The 18,628-nt window shown below is 61.2% G+C and carries 15 protein-coding genes and 1 CRISPR repeat array; of the genes, 9 read left to right on the top strand and 6 right to left on the bottom strand.

Going from position 1 to position 18,628, the window contains the following annotated elements; translation table 11 throughout:
* The first annotated feature begins 85 nt into the window (after positions 1-85).
* From cas3 to HJD22_RS18135, 9 genes are all read left to right on the top strand, one after another.
* Positions 86-2,734, top strand: a complete 2,649-nt coding sequence (gene cas3, locus HJD22_RS16460; RefSeq protein WP_208653619.1) for a CRISPR-associated helicase Cas3' — start codon at positions 86-88, stop codon at positions 2,732-2,734.
* A 612-nt stretch (positions 2,735-3,346) separates the two neighbouring features.
* Positions 3,347-5,044 (top strand): type I-E CRISPR-associated protein Cse1/CasA, encoded by a 1,698-nt coding sequence (casA, locus tag HJD22_RS16455; RefSeq protein WP_208653620.1) that lies wholly within the window; start codon positions 3,347-3,349, stop codon positions 5,042-5,044.
* On the top strand, positions 5,041-5,730 hold the full coding sequence (casB, locus tag HJD22_RS16450; RefSeq protein ID WP_208653621.1) for a type I-E CRISPR-associated protein Cse2/CasB: 690 nt from the start codon (positions 5,041-5,043) through the stop codon (positions 5,728-5,730). Before casA ends, casB begins: the two co-directional genes overlap by 4 nt.
* Positions 5,731-5,790: 60 nt before the next feature.
* Positions 5,791-6,885, top strand: a complete 1,095-nt coding sequence (cas7e, locus tag HJD22_RS16445; protein WP_208653622.1) for a type I-E CRISPR-associated protein Cas7/Cse4/CasC — start codon at positions 5,791-5,793, stop codon at positions 6,883-6,885.
* An 11-nt stretch (positions 6,886-6,896) separates the two neighbouring features.
* A complete protein-coding gene (cas5e, locus tag HJD22_RS16440) occupies positions 6,897-7,679 on the top strand; it encodes a type I-E CRISPR-associated protein Cas5/CasD (protein ID WP_208653623.1) in 783 nt (260 codons plus the stop codon).
* Entirely contained in the window at positions 7,679-8,377 is a 699-nt protein-coding gene (gene cas6e, locus HJD22_RS16435) for a type I-E CRISPR-associated protein Cas6/Cse3/CasE (RefSeq protein WP_208653624.1), read from the top strand. The genes cas5e and cas6e overlap by 1 nt, the downstream gene beginning before the upstream one ends.
* Positions 8,378-8,380: 3 nt before the next feature.
* On the top strand, positions 8,381-9,301 hold the full coding sequence (cas1e, locus tag HJD22_RS16430; protein WP_208653625.1) for a type I-E CRISPR-associated endonuclease Cas1e: 921 nt from the start codon (positions 8,381-8,383) through the stop codon (positions 9,299-9,301).
* A 1-nt stretch (position 9,302) separates the two neighbouring features.
* A complete protein-coding gene (cas2e, locus tag HJD22_RS16425) occupies positions 9,303-9,596 on the top strand; it encodes a type I-E CRISPR-associated endoribonuclease Cas2e (protein WP_208653626.1) in 294 nt (97 codons plus the stop codon).
* A gap of 110 nt (positions 9,597-9,706) precedes the next feature.
* Positions 9,707-11,383: a CRISPR direct-repeat array (repeat unit 29 nt; unit sequence CCGTTCCCCACAGGCGTGGGGATGAACCG).
* Positions 11,384-11,391: 8 nt separating this feature from the next.
* Positions 11,392-11,496, top strand: a complete 105-nt coding sequence (locus HJD22_RS18135; RefSeq protein WP_208657058.1) for a 4Fe-4S dicluster domain-containing protein — start codon at positions 11,392-11,394, stop codon at positions 11,494-11,496.
* Positions 11,497-11,590: 94 nt separating this feature from the next.
* On the opposite strand, the gene HJD22_RS16415 is transcribed toward HJD22_RS18135, so the two are convergent.
* The 6 genes from HJD22_RS16415 to menA all read right to left on the bottom strand — a co-directional run bounded on the left by HJD22_RS16415 (position 11,591) and on the right by menA (position 18,424).
* On the bottom strand, positions 11,591-12,679 hold the full coding sequence (locus HJD22_RS16415; protein ID WP_208656102.1) for a DegT/DnrJ/EryC1/StrS aminotransferase family protein: 1,089 nt from the start codon (positions 12,677-12,679) through the stop codon (positions 11,591-11,593).
* 15 nt (positions 12,680-12,694) lie between these two features.
* The gene (locus tag HJD22_RS16410) at positions 12,695-13,657 is read right to left on the bottom strand and encodes a Gfo/Idh/MocA family oxidoreductase (protein WP_208656103.1); all 963 of its coding nucleotides are present in this window, start codon (positions 13,655-13,657) and stop codon (positions 12,695-12,697) included.
* A gap of 152 nt (positions 13,658-13,809) precedes the next feature.
* A complete protein-coding gene (locus HJD22_RS16405; RefSeq protein ID WP_208656104.1) occupies positions 13,810-16,020 on the bottom strand; it encodes an ATP-dependent helicase in 2,211 nt (736 codons plus the stop codon).
* Positions 16,017-16,562: a DUF1285 domain-containing protein gene (locus tag HJD22_RS16400; protein ID WP_208656105.1), complete on the bottom strand. Its 546-nt coding sequence runs from the start codon at positions 16,560-16,562 to the stop codon at positions 16,017-16,019. The genes HJD22_RS16405 and HJD22_RS16400 overlap by 4 nt, the downstream gene beginning before the upstream one ends.
* A 41-nt stretch (positions 16,563-16,603) precedes the next feature.
* Positions 16,604-17,431: a TatD family hydrolase gene (locus HJD22_RS16395; RefSeq protein WP_208656106.1), complete on the bottom strand. Its 828-nt coding sequence runs from the start codon at positions 17,429-17,431 to the stop codon at positions 16,604-16,606.
* A gap of 84 nt (positions 17,432-17,515) precedes the next feature.
* Positions 17,516-18,424, bottom strand: coding sequence for a 1,4-dihydroxy-2-naphthoate octaprenyltransferase (gene menA / locus HJD22_RS16390; RefSeq protein WP_208656107.1), 909 nt, complete (start codon positions 18,422-18,424; stop codon positions 17,516-17,518).
* Between the last annotated feature and the right edge of the window lie 204 nt (positions 18,425-18,628).

Below are 18,628 nucleotides of genomic sequence, written 5' to 3'. Positions count from 1 at the left end.
TGCTGGTTTCTTGGACAGTGGTGGTGACTGAAAGGATAGAGTGCTTAGATGGTGCGTAACAAAAAATAACGACAGGGCGTCAGCAATGAGTTACTACCTGTACTGGGGTAAGGCTAAAACAACTGAGGAAGGGGATCGGTGTCATCTACTGCCCTACCATAGCTTGGATGTGGCGGCAGTCGGTTGGTATTTGCTTGCTCCTGAGCGTCCGCTGACGCAGCTGTTGGCGGCACGGCTTGATATATCGCCCGAGGCGCTACGCCGCTTCTTCGTGTTTCTGCTGGGGTTGCATGACCTTGGTAAGTTTTCGCGTGCGTTTCAGGGGCTTGCCAGACCCGAGGGTGTGGCGTTGGCTCCTTCGGTGGCGCGCTATGTATATACCGAGCGCCACGACCGCCTGGGCGTTCTGCTCTGGGACGCCTGTTGGAATACATGGCGAAGGGAAGGGGGGCTTGGCTGGCCCGAGGACGCGGGTGTACGCAGCTCGAAACTGCTGGAGCCCATGGATAACCTGATGGCACCGTTCTTTGGCCATCATGGGCGTCCCGTATCTACTGGCCAGCTCACGCTCGCTCAGTTCTACATCGACGATGGTGAGCTCGACGATGTCACCGCTGCGGGCGATTTTGTCGCTGATTGGGCAGCGCTCATCAAACCTCATTGGCCGCTCGAAAGACTGCTCGACAAAAACTGGCAGGCGGTCTTCAAGACGCTGAGTTGGACGGTTGCCGGTTGGGCCACCCTCAGCGACTGGTTGGGGTCGCATCGTGACTATTTTCCCTACTGCCAGAAGCCCATTCCACTGGGTAAATACTGGCCACGGGCGCTCAAGCAGGCCGAAGCGGTGCTGGAGGCCACCGGATTCGGCCGCCCGCCGGAGCCGATGCCCTACGCGGGCCTTGCCCAATGGTTCGACGGTGGCGCCACGCCCACCCCGCTTCAGCAGCAAGCAGAGAGTCTCCCCTTGGGCGGTCCGCAGCTGTTCATCCTCGAAGACGTGACCGGCGCGGGCAAGACCGAAGCCGCCTGCATTCTGGCTCAGCGCCTGCTGGCCGCGGGGCACGGCGAAGGGCTTTACTTTGCGCTACCCACCATGGCGACATCCAATGCCATGTATAGCCGCCTGGGCGACCTGCACCACCATTTTTACAGCAGCGCTTCGCGGCCTTCTCTGGTGCTTGCCCACGGGGCTCGCGCACTCAACGAGGAGTTCGAACGCGCCATCGTCCAGCCGGAAGACGACGACTACGGCGCGGAAGACGCCAGCGCCTCGACCCAGTGCAACCGCTGGCTGGCCGACTCGAACAAGAAGGCGCTATTGGCCGATGTGGGCGTGGGCACCATCGACCAGGCGCTGATGGGCGCGCTGCCGTTTCGCCATCAGTCGCTGCGCCTATTAGGGCTGGCGCGCAAGGTGCTGATCATCGACGAAGTGCACGCCTTCGATCACTACATGCAGACCCTGCTGCACCAACTGCTGGCCCACCATGCGCGCCAGGGCGGTAGCGCTATCCTGCTAACGGCGACGCTGCCCCACGCCATGCGTGAGGCGCTGGTAGCGGCCTGGCGTCATGGACTGGGCGCGGAGCCCAGCTCGCTCGAGAAAACCGACTATCCGCTGCTCACCCACTGCGGGGAGGGTGCCCCCGTGGAGATCCCCGTCGCAGCCCGCTCGGAAGTCACGCGTAGCGTGGCCATCGAGTGGCTGGAGAGAGAAGAAGAGACCATCGAGTGCGTGCTGGCGGCGGTGGAGGCGGGAGAATGCATCGTCTGGGTGCGCAATACCGTCGACGACGCCATCCGGGCTTTCCAACAGCTACTTGAGCGCCATCCTGAGCCCGAGTGCTGCCTGCTCTTCCATGCCCGATTTGCGATGGTGGACCGCCAGCGAATTGAAGCGGAGGTTATCCGCAGGTTTGGCAAAGACTCAACGCCTCCGTTAAGACGCGGCCAAGTGCTTGTCACGACGCAGGTTTTTCAAGAGAGTCTCGACTGCGATGCTGACCGAATGGTCAGTGACATTGCCCCCATCGATTTACTTATTCAGCGCGCCGGGCGCCTGCAGCGCCACCAGCGCGGTGAGCGAGCTGATCCTGTGTTGCATGTGCTCGCGCCCGAATGGGACGCGCATCCCAGGGCGGACTGGCTAAGCCAGGCGCACCGCGGCACCCAGGCGGTATATAAGGATACGTCGCTGATCTGGCTGACTCAGCGTGTGCTGCGCAAGCTGCGCGCCATTACCATGCCCGGCGAAGCGCGGACGCTGATCGAGAGTGTCTACTCCTTCCCGGTGGATGATATTCCCGAGGCGCTGGATCAGGCGCACTTCGAGCGAACGGGGATGGACAGGCTGGCGGTCTCGCTGGCCACCCACAATGCCTTGAACCTTGAAGCGGGCTACCGCCTTGATGCCGACTTCGACCCCTGGCAGGAGGAGCGCGAATTCGGGACTCGGCTTAGCGACGAGCGGAGCCTCGAAGTGGCGCTACTCAAGCGTCAGGGCGAGACGCTGGTGCTCTGGGCAGAGGACCACCGGCACGCCGATCGGTTGAGCCGATGCCGCCTAAGGGAGAGCCAGGTCAAGAAACTCGCCGCGCTACCGGGGCACTATACCGAGCAGTGGGAAGCGCTGCAGCAGCGCCACCGTGGGCTGCGCTTTGTCCAGCCCTGGCTGCCGGAAGAGGATAACAAGTGTGGTTACGATGAGCAGTGGGGCGTGAGCTTAGGAGAGTAGGCCAGTAGGAAAACCCCCCCGCGTGTGGGGAACGCGTCGTGCAGGGCACGGTGGCTGAGCATCGAGGCGAAAAATCCCCACGCGTGTGGGGAGCGCCCTCGCGATGAGGGCCAAGAGTGGGGAAACGTCGAAAAATCCCCACGCGTGTGGGGAACGCCTTTTTGGCCTTGCCTAGCTGGCGCTAAGCACAGGTTCATCACCACTGTCGTAGTGAAAAGCACTTTGCTTGACAATGATACCAGCTCCGTGTAGAAGGGTCTATGTCTCTTGCAGTGCAATTGGACTTGCTATAGATGGCACTTAGCACCTTATTATATGTAAGAGGACAGAACGGCGACGAATCACCGAACTGTGCTTGTTGCTCGCAACGACAGGCTAATATTTTTGGTGTTAACGCACAAGCGGTCGTCGCCTCCAATTGTATTCAATGCCAAGGAGGCATTATGTTCTTTCGTTTCTATCTGCACTTCGGCAGTGGCCGAGTCATCGACATCAAAAGCTTTCGCGTTGTCGGGTCGCCGGTTACCACAAACAGCAACGAGGTGGATAAATTGAACTAAGCATGGGGCTGGCTCTGTAAATGAGTCAGCCCATTTTTTTCGAGGGATGCCCATGAATCTACTGACAGAACCCTGGTTGCCCTTTCGACATCGCGATGGCCGAATCGAATATCGCCCACCTTCGGCCCTCGCCGACCCCGAGGTGCTCGATCTAGCACTACCCCGAGCTGATTTCCAGGGCGCAGCCTGGCAGTTTCTGATTGCGCTGTTGCAGACAGCAATGACGCCGGAGGATACCGACGCCTGGCTGGATCGCTACCAGATACCGCCCAGCGTGGCGGCGCTCGATGAAGCGCTGGCGCCTTTTGCAGCGGCGTTCGTGCTCGACGGCGATGGCCCACGCTTCATGCAGGACCTGGACCCGCTGGAAGACGTGAAGGAGGCGCCGATCGCCGGCCTGTTGATCGACTCGCCCGGTGCCAACGGCATCAAGAACAATACCGATTTCTTCGTCAAGCGCGGCCGGGTAGAGACCGTTTGCCCCGAGTGCGCGGCGCTGGCGCTTTTTACCATGCAGATTAACGCACCCGCTGGTGGGGCCGGCATTCGGGTCGGGCTGCGTGGTGGCGGACCGCTCACCACCCTGATCTTGCCGGAAGACGAGTCCAAGCCGCTATGGCATCGTCTTTGGCCCAATGTGATGCCCGCCGACGCGGTGGGTCAGCCGGGGCAAACGTGGCGTCCGCCCAAAGCAGATGATGGCAAGCTGTTCTTCTGGATGACCGAGACCCGCATCAGCGACAAGAAGGGCACCGAGGTGTTGCCCGAACAAGTGCACCCACTACACGCCTTCTGGTCGATGCCGCGGCGCTACCGGCTGCTGTTCGACGAGACGCCGGGGTGTTGCGATCTCTGCGGCCGGGAGACGTCGCACCCGGTGCGCCGTCTGCGTGCCAAGAAGCAGGGTGCCAACTACGACGGCCCCTGGCGGCACCCGCTCACACCTTATCGCCGTCTCAATCCCAAAAAGCTCGATGAACTACCGCTCTCCAGCAAGGGGCAACCCGGCGGGCTGGGCTACCGCCACTGGCCAGGGCTGGTGCTGGAAGATGAAGCCGTCAGCGGAGCGCTGCCCGCCCGCGTGGTCACTCACCACCTGCACAAGTACCGTATGGTGCAAGCCGCACGTGACGACGGTGAAACGTTCGAGGCGCTGTTCCGGCGCGCCCGACTCTGGGTGTTTGGCTATGACATGGACAACATGAAGCCGCGCGGCTGGTATAGCGTGGAAATGCCGCTGGTAGGGGTGCCCGAAGCGCATCAGGAGATACTACGCGACTGGGTCAAACGTTTTGTCGATCTGGCTTCGGAGTTTACCTGGACCCTGCGCAACCAGCTCAAGCGTGCCTGGTTCAAACGCCCGGAAGATGCCAAGGGTGATATGAGTCAGGTCGATGCCCAGTTCTTCGAAGCCACCCAGTTGGCGTTCTTCAAGGCGCTGCGCATGATGGGCGAGACGCTGCGCGATGAAACCGCAACGCCGACGCTCTCCCCCGGCATTCACCGACAGTGGTACCTCGCTCTCAAGCATGAAGCGCTGTCCCTGTTCGATGCACAGGCCATCAGCGGGCCGTTGGAGGGCATGAAGATGCAGCAATTGGAGCGGATCACCAGCGCCCGGCGTTACTTGCAGGCCTATTTGAACGGCAGCGGCAAGAAGATCGGCAAAACGGTTCAGACGTTCGCCCAGGTGGGCAGCTTTGAGCTGTCATCCCCAACGACCCAACGTGATGAGGAGAGCGCAGCATGAGTGAGGTGGAACAACGAGCGCAGCCACAAGGGGCAGAGGGTGAGGCCACAAAAGGCGAGACGGTAGAGGGCTACCACTATGCGCTCACCCATCAAGAGGCCTATGAGCTGCGCCTGTGGTGGCGGCGGCTGGTCATGGATGACAAGGAACTCAAGCGATACTCGAAGCAACGGCCCTACCCCCGCGGTGTGCGCGCCACACTGCGCCGCTGTGCCACTATCGAGTCGGTCATGCTGACCGAAGCCTTTCGCCATCTTTGGCAAGCGCTCGAATCAAAGGCCTGGCAGGAAGCACCTCCCAGGACTTCCCGCGATCAGCGCATCGAGACCTGGGCGGTCATCGCCGCTGTCGCGTGCGAGTTGCGCGGCGAGACGTTCGACGCTCCTCTTGGCAAACGCTTGGGAGAGAAGCGACCCAATACCGGCGATACCCCGCGCATGAGCGATTTACGTTTTCAGCAGTTGCTCGACTGTCACAGCGGTGACGAGCTGATTCGACGCTTTCGCCGGGCGCTCAAACTGGCTGATAACGCCGGCGTTAGCGTTGTCCGTCTGGCCGATATGGTAGCACTCTGGCATCGCGAGCAGCGCGGCCAGTACCGCGCCGAGGCCACCCAGCGCTTCGCCTTCGTCATGAGCGATGCCTACTTCAAGGCGCGAGCGTTGAAGTCGGCAGCGGGCGACTAATTAAACGATGACAGCCACTTTCCAACATCCATATCACTCTTCGTATTCAGGGAACCCATCATGAGCCACTTCATCCAGCTTCACCTGCTCACTTCCTATCCACCCTCCAATCTCAACCGCGATGATCTGGGCCGACCCAAGACGGCCTTTATGGGCGGCGCCCGGCGGCTGCGCGTCTCCTCGCAGAGTCTGAAACGAAATTGGCGTACCTCCGAGCTATTCGAAGCGGCGGTCGACGGGTACAAGGGCACGCGCACCAAGCGCCTGGGCAAGCAGGTGTATGACCGCATGAAAGACGCGGGCGCCGACGAGAAAGTAGCCGGTAGCAGTGCCGAGAAGATCGCCGGTGTCTTCGGTAAACTGCGAAAGGTCGATAAGGGCGAAAAGCACGAGTACGAGATCGAACAGCTAGTGCATGTCGGCCCCGAAGAGATCGCAGCGCTGGAAGGACTGGCCGATACCCTGGGCGCTGAGAATCGTGAACCGAGTGATGAGGAACTCGAGAAACTGCTCGCGCAGCGCCCCACCGCCGTCGATGTGGCACTGTTCGGCCGTATGCTTGCCGCCGCCCCCAGCTACAACGTCGAAGCCGCCTGTCAGGTCGCCCACGCTATCACTGTGCACGCTGCCGAGGTCGAGGACGACTACTTTACCGCCGTCGATGACCTTAACACCGGCGATGAGGATCGGGGAGCTGCACATATCGGCGAGGCCGGCTTTGCCGCCGGGCTCTTCTACCTCTACATCTGCATCGACCGAGATCTGCTGATCGAGAACCTGCAGGGCAACGCTGAACTGGCTGACCGTGCCATCGCCGCGCTGGTCGAATCCGCCGTCAAGATCTCGCCCAAGGGCAAGCAGAACAGTTTCGGCTCCCGCGCCCATGCGGGTTACCTGCTGGCAGAGAAAGGCGACCAGCAACCGCGTTCGCTGTCGGCGTCCTTCCTGCAGCCGGTCAATGGCGAAGGGCAGGCCGTCAAGGCGATTGAGAAACTGGAAAGGCAGGCCCAGGCCTTCGATGACGCCTACGGTGCTGGCGCGGATCGCCGCTTTATCCTCTCAGCGACGCCGGAGTATGACACCTGCAAATTGAGTGGCGATATCACCAAGGGGAATCTGCAGAGGCTGCTGACCTTCCTCAAGGGCGACGACTAAGCGGAGGCGATATGCCACACCATCTGGTTTTTCGCCTCTATGCGCCCATGGCGAGCTGGGGCGAGGCCGCCGTTGGCGAAACGCGGCCGACGGCCACCTACCCAAGCCGTAGCGCCATTCTGGGGCTGATCGGGGCGGCGCTCGGCATCAAGCGCGACGACGATGACGGTCAGCGCCGCCTGCGCAAAGGTCTTCAGGTAGCGGTCAAGCAGCGCTCGCCGGGGCTGTTGCTGCGCGACTATCACACCGTGCAGGTGCCGCCATCGCAGTCAAAGGTAACCCACCGCACACGCCGCGAGGAGCTTTCAATACCCAAGGAGGCGCTCAATACCATTCTCTCGTCGAGAGACTATCGCTGCGATGGACTGTGGAGCGTGGCGGTGCGTCTCACCGCTAACGCCGCCTGGTCACTGGAGGAACTCAAGGGCGCGCTGGAAAAACCTCGTTTTCCGCTCTATCTCGGCCGCAAGGCGTGCCCCCTGGCCGCGCCTTTGTTACCCACAGTGGTCGAGGCCAGCCACTGGCGCCAGGCGCTGGATCACCGCTTTGAAAGCGCATTGGACCCGGAGCGCACCTGGCTTGCGATGGTAGGTAACGAGAAGAAGGATCAGCAACTATTGCGCTTGCCCGAGCAAGTGCTTTACGCCTGGGAAGGCGATGCCGATGCACTCGATGGCAGCGATACAGCCAACGAATCTAGCGAGGTGTGGGACGAGCCGCTGCACCGCCGCAGCTGGCAGTTCGGGCCGCGTCTTGAACACAGGCGAATCGAAGCTGTGAAGGGGGCACGCTAATGTATCTTTCAAGTGTCAGGCTCGATCTCAACCGTTTGACTCGTGCCGAGTTGTTCGATGTGTTGGAAGGGGGCGCTTACACCGCTCATCAACTGCTCTGGAGACTGTATCCCGAGACGCCCCAGGGCGAGCGGCCCTTCATTTTCCGCCAGGAGATGGAAGAAGACGCCAGCGGCAAGAGCGCGGGGCTGCCTCGCTTCTACGTCGCCTCGGATCGGCCGCCCGAGCCGGTCGAGGGCTTCGACGTGCAGTGCAAGCCTTTCACTCCCCAGCTTGCGCAGGGCGATCGACTGGCTTTTCGGCTGCGCGCCAATCCCACGATTGCTAAACCCTTGGGCCATGGCAGCCGCTCCCATCGCGCCGATGTCTTGATGGATGCGCGCAAACCATTCCCCAAGGGGGAGCGGACGAGCCAGGCATGCATCGAGGCGATGGAGGCCGCAGCACGCAACTGGCTCCAGACACGCGCTGAAGGCTTTGGCTTCACGCTGCCGGTCGCGCCGGAGGTGGGCGCATACCGCCAGCACGCGCTGAGCAAGAAGGAGGGCGGGCAGCCCATCCGCTATTCTAGCGTGGATTACGAAGGTCTGATGGAGGTGACGGAGCCCGAACGGCTCAAGCGCGCGCTGCAAGAGGGCATTGGTCGCGCCAAGGCCTTTGGCTGTGGCCTGATGTTGCTACGCCGCGTACCGGAGTGATCCATGAGCTTCATCCCCCTCAAACCCATCCCGATAAAGGACCGGATGTCGATGATCTTTGTCGGTATGGGGCAGATCGATGTACGCGACGGAGCCTTCGTCGTCATCGACGAAGTCAACGGCGAGCGCATGCATATCCCGGTGGGCTCGGTTGCCTGCCTGCTGCTCGAACCCGGCACAAGGGTCTCCCACGCAGCGGTCAAGCTCGCTTCGGTCGTTGGTACGCTGCTTATCTGGGTGGGCGATGCCGGGGTGAGACTCTACAGCGCTGGACAGCCTGGTGGAGCACGCTCCGACAAGCTGCTCTACCAGGCCCAACTGGCGCTGGACGACAGTCTACGACTCAAGGTAGTGCGCAAGATGTTCGAACTGCGCTTTGGTGAAGCGCCGCCCTCACGGCGCAGTGTCGAACAGCTTCGCGGCATCGAGGGTGCCCGCGTGCGCAAGACCTACCAGGTACTGGCCAAGCAGTATGGCCTGAAATGGCAGGGACGACGCTACGACCCGAAGCAGTGGGATGCCTCGGATGTGGCCAACCAGTGTCTTTCGGCGGCCACGGCGTGCCTCTACGGTATTACTGAGGCAGCGATTCTGGCCGCCGGTTACGCTCCGGCCATCGGGTTTCTGCATACCGGCAAGCCGCTGAGCTTCGTCTACGACATCGCCGATATCGTCAAATTCGAGACCGTCGTTCCAGCGGCGTTTCGTATCGCCGCCAGAAATCCCCCCATGCCCGAGCGCGAGGTACGCATCGCCTGCCGGGACGCCTTCAAGCAGACCCGATTGCTGCAGCGGATCATTCCGATGATCGAAGAGGTGCTGGCCGCCGGTGAGATCGAACCGCCGCTGCCACCCGCGGACGCTGTGCCACCCGCCATCCCTGAACCGACATCGCTGGGCGATAGCGGCCACAGGAGTCAATAGGATGGCCATGATCGTTGTCGTCACCGAAGCCGTACCGCCCCGCCTGCGTGGACGGCTGGCCGTCTGGCTGCTGGAGATTCGTGCAGGTGTGTATGTCGGCGATGTCAGCAAGCGCATTAGAGAAATGATCTGGGAGCAGGTCCATGCCCTGGCAGAGGATGGCAACGTCGCCATGGCCTGGGCTAGCAACCATGAATCCGGCTTCGAGTTCCAGACCTATGGCGCTAACCGGCGTGAGCCTTGGGATCACGATGGGTTGCGTCTGGTGCGCTTTCTGCCCATCGAGGCTAAGTGATTGGTAATACAGGATCTTTAAAAATTCAGGCTGTACAAAAAACAGGCAAAATCGTCGGTGGAATTTCTGCTGGCGATTTTCCTTTTGTAGATCAACTATCTACAATTAGACCGTTCCCCACAGGCGTGGGGATGAACCGTTCTACGTATTTATTAGCGAAGGTTTTATACCCCGTTCCCCACAGGCGTGGGGATGAACCGATTGGGAGTTTCCGCACTCGGCAAATGCCGTTCCCGTTCCCCACAGGCGTGGGGATGAACCGCCCGGTGACTTTGGATGGCTCAAAGCCAATGACCGTTCCCCACAGGCGTGGGGATGAACCGCTTCTGGTTTGGGGCAGACCGCTATCTCCAATCCGTTCCCCACAGGCGTGGGGATGAACCGTGTGTATACACATTATGATATATGTTATTGCACCGTTCCCCACAGGCGTGGGGATGAACCGTACAAATTGACCATTATGTGAGATAGTCCCGGCCGTTCCCCACAGGCGTGGGGATGAACCGCCCGATGGAAATGTATTATTCGCTTGGATCAACCGTTCCCCACAGGCGTGGGGATGAACCGCGCACTTTGAAATAAGCCCATGGCGTAACGATCCGTTCCCCACAGGCGTGGGGATGAACCGCGTACAACAATTATTACACCGTCGTACATTTGCCGTTCCCCACAGGCGTGGGGATGAACCGTATCCGCTCCAATACACACTAGAATGCATTATCCGTTCCCCACAGGCGTGGGGATGAACCGGCCATTATTCATTGCGCTATACGTCAACAGGCCCGTTCCCCACAGGCGTGGGGATGAACCGATAAATGGCTAGTCTATAATTTATAGACCCATCCGTTCCCCACAGGCGTGGGGATGAACCGGCGTGTTTAAAGGCGTGTCGGCAAATGTTGGCCCGTTCCCCACAGGCGTGGGGATGAACCGGCGACGTGCTCGATGCTGATTTAACTGTCGTACCGTTCCCCACAGGCGTGGGGATGAACCGTTTGCAGGTGCTCATAGCCCCCACCCTCGACGCCGTTCCCCACAGGCGTGGGGATGAACCGACATTCGACGCGAGGTGATGAACGGCATATTACCGTTCCCCACAGGCGTGGGGATGAACCGAATCCGGACTTAGCGTTAAATACCCAATACCCCCGTTCCCCACAGGCGTGGGGATGAACCGCGGCCAAGTAGCTCGGGCACGCGCGAGCCGAACCGTTCCCCACAGGCGTGGGGATGAACCGTCGCGCTCGTCTAGCTCGCCGCTACGCAGCGACCGTTCCCCACAGGCGTGGGGATGAACCGCGTTGAAGCGATCGAGCAGCACGCCTACACTGCCGTTCCCCACAGGCGTGGGGATGAACCCCGCCAGAAACGAGATGAGCACGTCCTCGCCACCCGTTCCCCACAGGCGTGGGGATGAACCGTCAAGCGCGCTCTTGACGGCGCTGTCCAGCAGCCGTTCCCCACAGGCGTGGGGATGAACCGTGACGCTTGGCTGGGGTGGTGAGGAATACACCCCGTTCCCCACAGGCGTGGGGATGAACCGGGTATGTCCGATGAGTCGTCCATCATGCCCTGCCGTTCCCCACAGGCGTGGGGATGAACCGCGTTTCATTTTCGTCCTTTGAACGCCGATGCACCGTTCCCCACAGGCGTGGGGATGAACCGTCTGGACGCTCGGATAGGCGAAGCTTTGTCATCCGTTCCCCACAGGCGTGGGGATGAACCGGCGGTGGCGCCGACCATCGGGCAGGTGCCGGTCCGTTCCCCACAGGCGTGGGGATGAACCGCATGCCCGCTGCGCAGCCCTCGGTATCCACGACCCGACATCAAGGATCCATCGCAGAACATCACCTGGGTGGCGCCAGAGGGTGGCGGCGGGCCCAACTACCCCAACATGTGACACCGGTATCCAGCAGCTAACGGAACAGCGAAGAGAAACGGGCATGCCATGGCATGCCCGTTGCTTTCCCGCCTCCGTCACACTTACGTCAAGCTCATGTCATGGCACACGCCAAGGCTTCCACGACCTGTCGCTGCTGCGCCTCCTCGAGATAGGGGTGCATCGGCAGGCTGAGAATCCGTTCGCAGACCGCTCGGGTCTGGGGCAGGTCGACACGGCTGGCCACCGCCGGCTGTTGGCTTAGCGGTAAGGGGTAGTGCACTGCGGTGGGGATTGCGTCACGCGCCAGCGCCTCACGCACCACCTCGCGGTTCTCGACACGGATGCTGTACTGGGCATAGGCGCTCAGGTTGTGCGCCTCGACGTGAGGCGTGGTGGTAATCCCTATTCCCTGCAGCAGGCGGTCATAGCGCTCTGCCGCCGCCTGGCGCAGCGCCAGCTCCTCGTCGAAAATTTCGAGCTTGGCCAGCAGGATAGCCGCCTGAAGGGTATCCAGCCGGCTATTGACTCCGACCCGCTCATGTTCGTAGCGGCGTGTCTCACCGTGCCGGGCGATCTGGCGGAGCGCTTCGGCCAGGTCATCATCATGAGTGAAGATCGCTCCACCATCGCCATAGGCGCCCAATGGCTTGCTGGGAAAGAAGCTGGTACAGGCGACACGACTCAGAGCGCAGGATCGCCTGCCGTGATGGGTAGCACCGAAACTCTGAGCAGCATCCTCGATGACCGCAAGCCCATGGCGCTCGGCGATCGCGTCAATGGCAGTGAAATCGGCGCACTGGCCAAACATCGACACCGGCATGATCGCTCGGGTACGCGGAGTGATGGCTGCTTCAATTCCTGCCGGGTCGAGCAGATAGGTGTGCGGGTCGATGTCCACGTAGACCGGGGTGGCGCCGATCAGGGCCACGCTTTCGGCACTGGCGATAAAGCTGAAATCAGGCACGATCACCTCGTCTCCGTGGCCGATTCCCAGTGCCATCTGGGCGATCTGCAGGGCATCGGTCCCGTTGGCGCAGCTGATGCAGTGGCTCACTCCGACATAGGCCGCCAGACGAGCCTCAAGCTCCTCCACTTCCGGCCCCAGCACATAGCGGCCGTGGGCAAGGACACGCCCGATGGCGGCATCGAGACGCGGCTTGATGCGTGCCTGCTGATTGGCAAGATCGATAAAGGCCATCATGGCGTGATCTCCCGGTCAGGCCGCACCATCGAGCAGCGCGATAAGCTGAGGGTGTGCCTCTTCCTGCTTGGGCGATTCGGGCTGCATATGACGAAGGGCGTAGACTGTCTCCAGGCAGTGCCGGACCTCCTCGATACCGAAGCCACGCCCCGCCAGTATCTCGCGGTAGCTCACGGTATGCAGGTCAGTGAAGCCGTTGGAGAATTCGAAGGCTTCGCCATCGCAGGTCAGCGCGCGATAGGTCCGCTGATTGCTCCCCTCCATCTCCTTGGGCAGGTCGGCAATGTCGATGGAGAGGAACCAGCGCACCCGGGCCTTTTCGTACTCCAGGTAGCCGGAGGCCTTGAACTCGTCGCTGTAGTGCAGAACGCTGCGTTCGAGCTTGCCGAAAATCACGTGCAGGGCATCGAAGAAGTGAATGCCGATATCGCCGATCACGCCGCTGGACTTGCGGGAGTCGCCCTTCCAGCTCGACATGTACCAGGGACCGCGGGACGTGATGTAGGTCAGCTCGACATCGAACTTGTAGTCATCGTCCGCCTCGGCGACACGGTCGCGCAGCTCGTGGATCGCCGGGTGATGACGAAGCTGCATGATGCAGAAGACACGCTTGCCGGTCTCCTCTTCGGCACGCGTCAGCTCATGCAGTTGAGCAGGATTCGGCACCAATGGTTTTTCGCAGATCACGTCGCAGCCGAGCTGCAGCCCAGACATGATATGGGCACTGTGCAGGTGGTTCGGTGAACACACCGAGATGTAGTCGAGCGCCTCGCGGCCTTCACGGCCGAGTTTCCAGGCGTGTTCGAGAAAGAGCTCGAATTCGGTGAAGAAGGCGCAGTCCATCGAGATCGAGTCGATGATGCCTACCGAGTCGTTGATATCGTAGGCGGCTACCAGAGCATTGTTGGTTCCCTGGATGGCCTGCATATGGCGCGGGGCGATGTAGCCGGCGGCTCCAATCAGTGCAAAATTCTTCATGGTATCCTTCTCTTTTCTGATTCCCGCTACTTCCATTGTGTAACGGCAGAGCATCCCGCTCTCGTTCAGCAGAGCGCAGCAAGGCGTCTGCGTCAATCCACCTACAGGCGTAGACATCTTATTGTAACGTTCTTATGACAGCCCGCATCAAATCAGCTGTCAACGCTTGCAAGCAGTTCAAGGGGGGCACGCAGCGCAATCAAGCGCCGTCTGCCCGCCTGAGTGAATCGGACATCGATGACCGGGTTGGTGGGATTCCCCTCGACCACCAAGATCTCCCCCTCTCCAAACACCGCATGACGAATACGCTGACCCGCTTGAAAATCGCCGTGGGATCGGTACTCCCCTGCCGGGCTGGCCACCCCCTGGGGCTTGGCCGCCTCGACCGGCATGGGTTGGCCGGCCATCGCCAGATAGCGCTCGACCAGCGCCGGTGAGGTCACGGCAAGCGGCGTATCGCCAGGCGCGGTGGCTTTCAGCGCAGCGTCGATACGCTGGCACTCCTCCCAGGCCGTCTCGGCGATGAAGCGGCTGGGGCGATGTTCGCCGCCATCATGCAGCATCAGCAAGCGCTCGCGCGCCCGGGTGATCGCCACGTAGAATAGCCGGCGCTCCTCCTCCAGGCGCGCCTCGCTCAGGGGGTTGTCGCGGCTGTAGTGGGGAAAATCCTCTTCGTTGGCTCCCCATAGTGCGACCAAGGGCCACTCCAGTCCCTTGGCACCATGCACCGTGGTGATCAGCACCCCCTGCGCCTGGCTCTCCACCGGCTCCTGCAACAGGGCGATGAAGGCATCGGGGTCCTGGTCAAGCTCGCTCGCCTGTTCGATCATTACATCCAGCAGCCGCACGTCCTCTTCACCCTTCTCTCGCCTGGCCGCCGCACGCTTGAGTACCTTTTCGGCATCCAGGCGCTCGACGACATATTCGAGCAGCTTGGCCGGCGGTAGCTGCGCCAGTCGTGGCAATTCGCACAGCAACTCCCAGCGACGCTTGAGGTTGCGCCGCTGGATCGGCTTGAGATTGGCCAGCAGCGGATCATGCGTCGATGGCCACTGCTGGGTGTCGGCCAGGCGGTTGGCAAGCGCCGTCAACCGCTCCCGGGCCACGAAGGGAGGCGGCTGGGCAAGCAGCATCAGCACATGGCCAGGATCGTTGAGCAGATGGGGAGCTCGCGCCAGACGCAGATAACCGGCCAGCGCCTGCACCAGCGGCAGGCGAAACACGAAACGATCCTCACGGGAGAGCCGAAACGGGATACCGGCACGCAGCAGTTGCAGCTGCACCGAGACGGACAGCGTCCAGCTACGTACCAGGATACAGCCTTCGTCCAGGCGTCGGCCCTGCGCCTGCCATACCTGCAGTGCCTCGATCAGGCGAGCCCCACCCTGTGCCACGCCCAACAGGGTGTCGGGATTGGTCGGTGCCGCCAGGCACAGCTGGTCGGGACGCCGCCGATTGGCGGCGATGGCATGGTTGGCCGCCAGTGCCAAGGCATGGCCATGACGAAAGGTGGTCGACAATGGGTAGTCCCGTGCGGAACCGAACAGCCGGGTGAAGTCCTCGAGCATGGTGCCGGGACGTGCACCGCGCCACTCGTAGATGCACTGGTTGGCATCGCCCACCGCCATGACAGCCGCGCGCTGGCCGGCGAGTATCGCCAGGAGACGCTGCTGCGCCTCGTTGATGTCTTGGTACTCATCGATGATCACATGCTCGAGATAGCCCTCGACCCGCTCGCGAAGCACACGATCCGCCTCGAGCACACGCAGCGGACGATAGAGCAGGTCGGCGTAGGTCATCACTCCATGACGATCGAGCAGCGCTTCGCACTCGTCGAACGCAGCCACAAAATGGCCGGTGTCACTGCCGAAATCCAGGCGCTCATAGAGCTCGGTGGATACCGCCATCTCGGCCTTGACCAGTTCACAGAAATGGCCGAAGGCCTCGATCCGCTCGGCATCAAGGGCCGCCTCCAGGCTCGCCTCGTCATTGGCCAGGGCTTGATGGATGGCCTGGCGAAGCAGTCGCTCACGCTGCCAGTCGGCGGCAAGCAACTGCTTTGGGGCAAGCGCCCCCCAGCGCGTCAGGCTCGCGGTCAAGCGATGACCAATGGAGTGGAAGGTACGTACGTCGGGCAACGGCTGGCCAGGCGGCGCCCAACGGCCAAGCTTGGCGTTGAAATCTTCCCGCGCGGCGCGATTGAACATCAGCACCAGCATTCGCGCCGGCGCCACCCCCTGCTCCAGCAAGTGAAGCACCCTCGCCACCATGGTGGTAGTCTTGCCCGCCCCAGCCACCGCCGCCACGCGGGCATGACCGCCGTCATGATGCACCACGGCACGCTGCTCGTCGGTCAGTCTCACGTTCTATCCAGACGCCCGAGGGGTTGCCATATGCCGGCGCTGACCAGCCCGAGCTCGATGCCCGCCTCGCCCTGGCGCTCTTCGGCCAGTTCAACCAGGCGATAGAACACGTTGCGATTGAGCCGAGCGCCAAGCCCGAAGCGCACCGCCACCTCAGGCACCTCCTCACCGGCAGGCGTATCGCTCAAGCACAGATGATGCGCTTCACCGAGCGTCAGCCGATCGCCGACATTGGTCGTCAGTTGCCAGCCTGCAGTAGTTTCATCGGCATCGACGATCAGAAAGGGGCGATCCTCGACCTGGAGGCGGACCTTCTCCACCGGCGTGACCAGGTAGTAGTGACCATCCTCTTCACGGCGCATGACACGCGAGAGCACACGTACAAGACTTGCACGCCCGATAGGGGTGCCTTCGTGAATCCAGCGGCCTTCGGCGGTAATAGTGAGATCCATCTCACCGCAGTAGTCGGGATTCCAGCGCTCGATGGGGGGCAGTTCGTCATCATCGGGATCGAGATGGGAGAGCAAGGGTTCAAGAGACATAACACGCTCCTTGTCGCGCCACGCAGGCCAGAGGCCATCATTTACAACAGGTTGGCACGCGCCAGCATGTCACGCACGTCTGGCGAGGCCTGGGGTGCCGCAGCACGAAACAGACGATAGAAGTTGGCAGTGGTCTGCATGGCCACTTCATCGAGACTGATGCCCCGCTCGTTGGCGATGCACTCGGCCACTTCCACCACCCATTGCGGCTCATTGGGCTTGCCACGATGCGGTACCGGCGCAAGATAGGGGCTGTCGGTCTCGATCAACAGCCGATCGAGGGGAATCGCACGTGCCAGTTCGCGTAATGCCTCGGCATTGCGAAAGGTGACGATGCCTGAAAGCGAAATGAAGAAACCATGGCGCACGGCTTCGCGAGCCATCGCCAGATCCTCGGTAAAGCAGTGCAGCACGCCGCCAACGGCAGGGTCGGTATGTTCGCGAATCAGCGCCAGCGTCTCATCACGCGCCTCGCGGGTATGTACGATGACAGGTAACTCCAGCTCTTGGGCAGCGATCAGATGGCGCTTGAAGCGCTCATACTGGGTCCTACGGGAGACCGAATCATAGTGGTAATCAAGCCCCGTCTCGCCGATAGCGACCGCTCCGTAGGTATCGGCGCTTGCCTTGATCGCCTCTACTGTAGGTTCCCGCGCCAGGGAGTGTAACGGGTGCACGCCGGCGGAGATCACTACATCCTCATGCTGCCGAGATATCTCGGCAAGGCCCGGCACGCCAGCGAGCGTCACGGCGATGGCCAGGAATTGATGGACCTCCCGCTGGCGAGCGGCATCCAGCGCAGCACTCAGTTCTCCGCCGTGAGCAGCGAGATCGAGACGGTCGAGATGGCAGTGGGAGTCGACGTACATACGGTGCGTTATTCCAGCATATCCAAGGGAATGAGCGAGCAGGCATGCCACTCGATTGGCAATGGCTCGAGGCTGCCAACGATATCATGAAAGCGCCAGCCCGAGTGACAGCAGCAGATGATAGACAAAGACGCTGAGCACGGTCTCTTTCAAGGCCCCCGTGAGCACTTGGCCATCGCGGCTTTTGCCCAGCGTAAGGGCAGCATGCCCCAGGGGGAGGATGGCAAGCATTAAAAGCCCCGCCCATTTTCCCGCCTCATCCAGATAGAGAAATATCAGACTGAGTAGCAGCCCCATCGTCAGCAGTGCCCAATGGTAGATCACCGCTCCGCGACGTCCAAGCCTCACCGCCAGGGTAATCTTGTCACTTTGCGCATCGCTCTCGATATCGCGTACGTTATTGATATTGAGCACGGCCGTGGCCAACAGGCCGCAGGCTGCCGCCGGTAGCAGCAGTTCCCACGTCAGCGTATGGGTGAATAGGTAGTAGGAGCCCAGCACACCGAGCAGCCCGAAGAACAGAAATACCGATATATCGCCAAACCCGCGATAACCATAGGGGGTATGACCGATGCCTACCGTATAGGTGATGGCAGCAAGGATCGCCGTCGCCCCCAGTGCAGTAAAGGCCAGAATCGCCATCCAGTCGGTACCGAAGGAGGCGAATAGCAATAACAACCCCGCCACGGCGGACGCCAGGCCAGTCAGTGCCATGGCATGCGACATCTGACGACGGGAGATCACACCTGACGCAAGCGCACGTGGAGGGCCGATCCTCTCCCCATTGTCGGCCCCGGATACCCAATCGCCATAGTCGTTGGCCAGATTGGAGAGGATCTGCAGCAGCGTGGCGGTAAGCAGGGCAAGCACCATTATCCTTGTATCGAATTCCCCCCGGTTTGCGGCCAGGCCACTGCCCAGAAGAATCGAGGAGCAGGCCAGGGGCAGCGTTCTCAGCCGCATCGCCATTAACCAGGCCGATAAAGTGCCCATGAGATTTCCTTGCGTATTACGTTGAGGCGATATGCGATATTACCAGATATCGCTGCTTCATGAAGCAGTCGGCCCGTGTACTCTGATACGGTCCCTAACGGATAAGGTAACTTGATCCATGAATATTTCGAAGTGGACAATGCAGATAGCCAATTTTTCTTTTTTTAATTAAATAATACAGCCAGCACATCGGTACAAAGACCA

Source organism: Halomonas sp. TA22 (genome assembly GCF_013009075.1).
Classification (GTDB): Bacteria; Pseudomonadota; Gammaproteobacteria; order Pseudomonadales; family Halomonadaceae; genus TA22.
This window is presented reverse-complemented; position numbering and strand designations above follow the sequence as displayed.

Coding starts and splice junctions, on each gene's coding strand:
- cas3 (WP_208653619.1), top strand. CDS start 86: ATGAGTTACTACCTGTACTGGGGTAAGGCTAAAACAACTGAGGAAGGG.
- casA (WP_208653620.1), top strand. CDS start 3,347: ATGAATCTACTGACAGAACCCTGGTTGCCCTTTCGACATCGCGATGGC.
- casB (WP_208653621.1), top strand. CDS start 5,041: ATGAGTGAGGTGGAACAACGAGCGCAGCCACAAGGGGCAGAGGGTGAG.
- cas7e (WP_208653622.1), top strand. CDS start 5,791: ATGAGCCACTTCATCCAGCTTCACCTGCTCACTTCCTATCCACCCTCC.
- cas5e (WP_208653623.1), top strand. CDS start 6,897: ATGCCACACCATCTGGTTTTTCGCCTCTATGCGCCCATGGCGAGCTGG.
- cas6e (WP_208653624.1), top strand. CDS start 7,679: ATGTATCTTTCAAGTGTCAGGCTCGATCTCAACCGTTTGACTCGTGCC.
- cas1e (WP_208653625.1), top strand. CDS start 8,381: ATGAGCTTCATCCCCCTCAAACCCATCCCGATAAAGGACCGGATGTCG.
- cas2e (WP_208653626.1), top strand. CDS start 9,303: ATGGCCATGATCGTTGTCGTCACCGAAGCCGTACCGCCCCGCCTGCGT.
- HJD22_RS16415 (WP_208656102.1), bottom strand. CDS start 12,679: ATGATGGCCTTTATCGATCTTGCCAATCAGCAGGCACGCATCAAGCCG.
- HJD22_RS16410 (WP_208656103.1), bottom strand. CDS start 13,657: ATGAAGAATTTTGCACTGATTGGAGCCGCCGGCTACATCGCCCCGCGC.
- HJD22_RS16400 (WP_208656105.1), bottom strand. CDS start 16,562: ATGTCTCTTGAACCCTTGCTCTCCCATCTCGATCCCGATGATGACGAA.
- HJD22_RS16395 (WP_208656106.1), bottom strand. CDS start 17,431: ATGTACGTCGACTCCCACTGCCATCTCGACCGTCTCGATCTCGCTGCT.
- menA (WP_208656107.1), bottom strand. CDS start 18,424: ATGGGCACTTTATCGGCCTGGTTAATGGCGATGCGGCTGAGAACGCTG.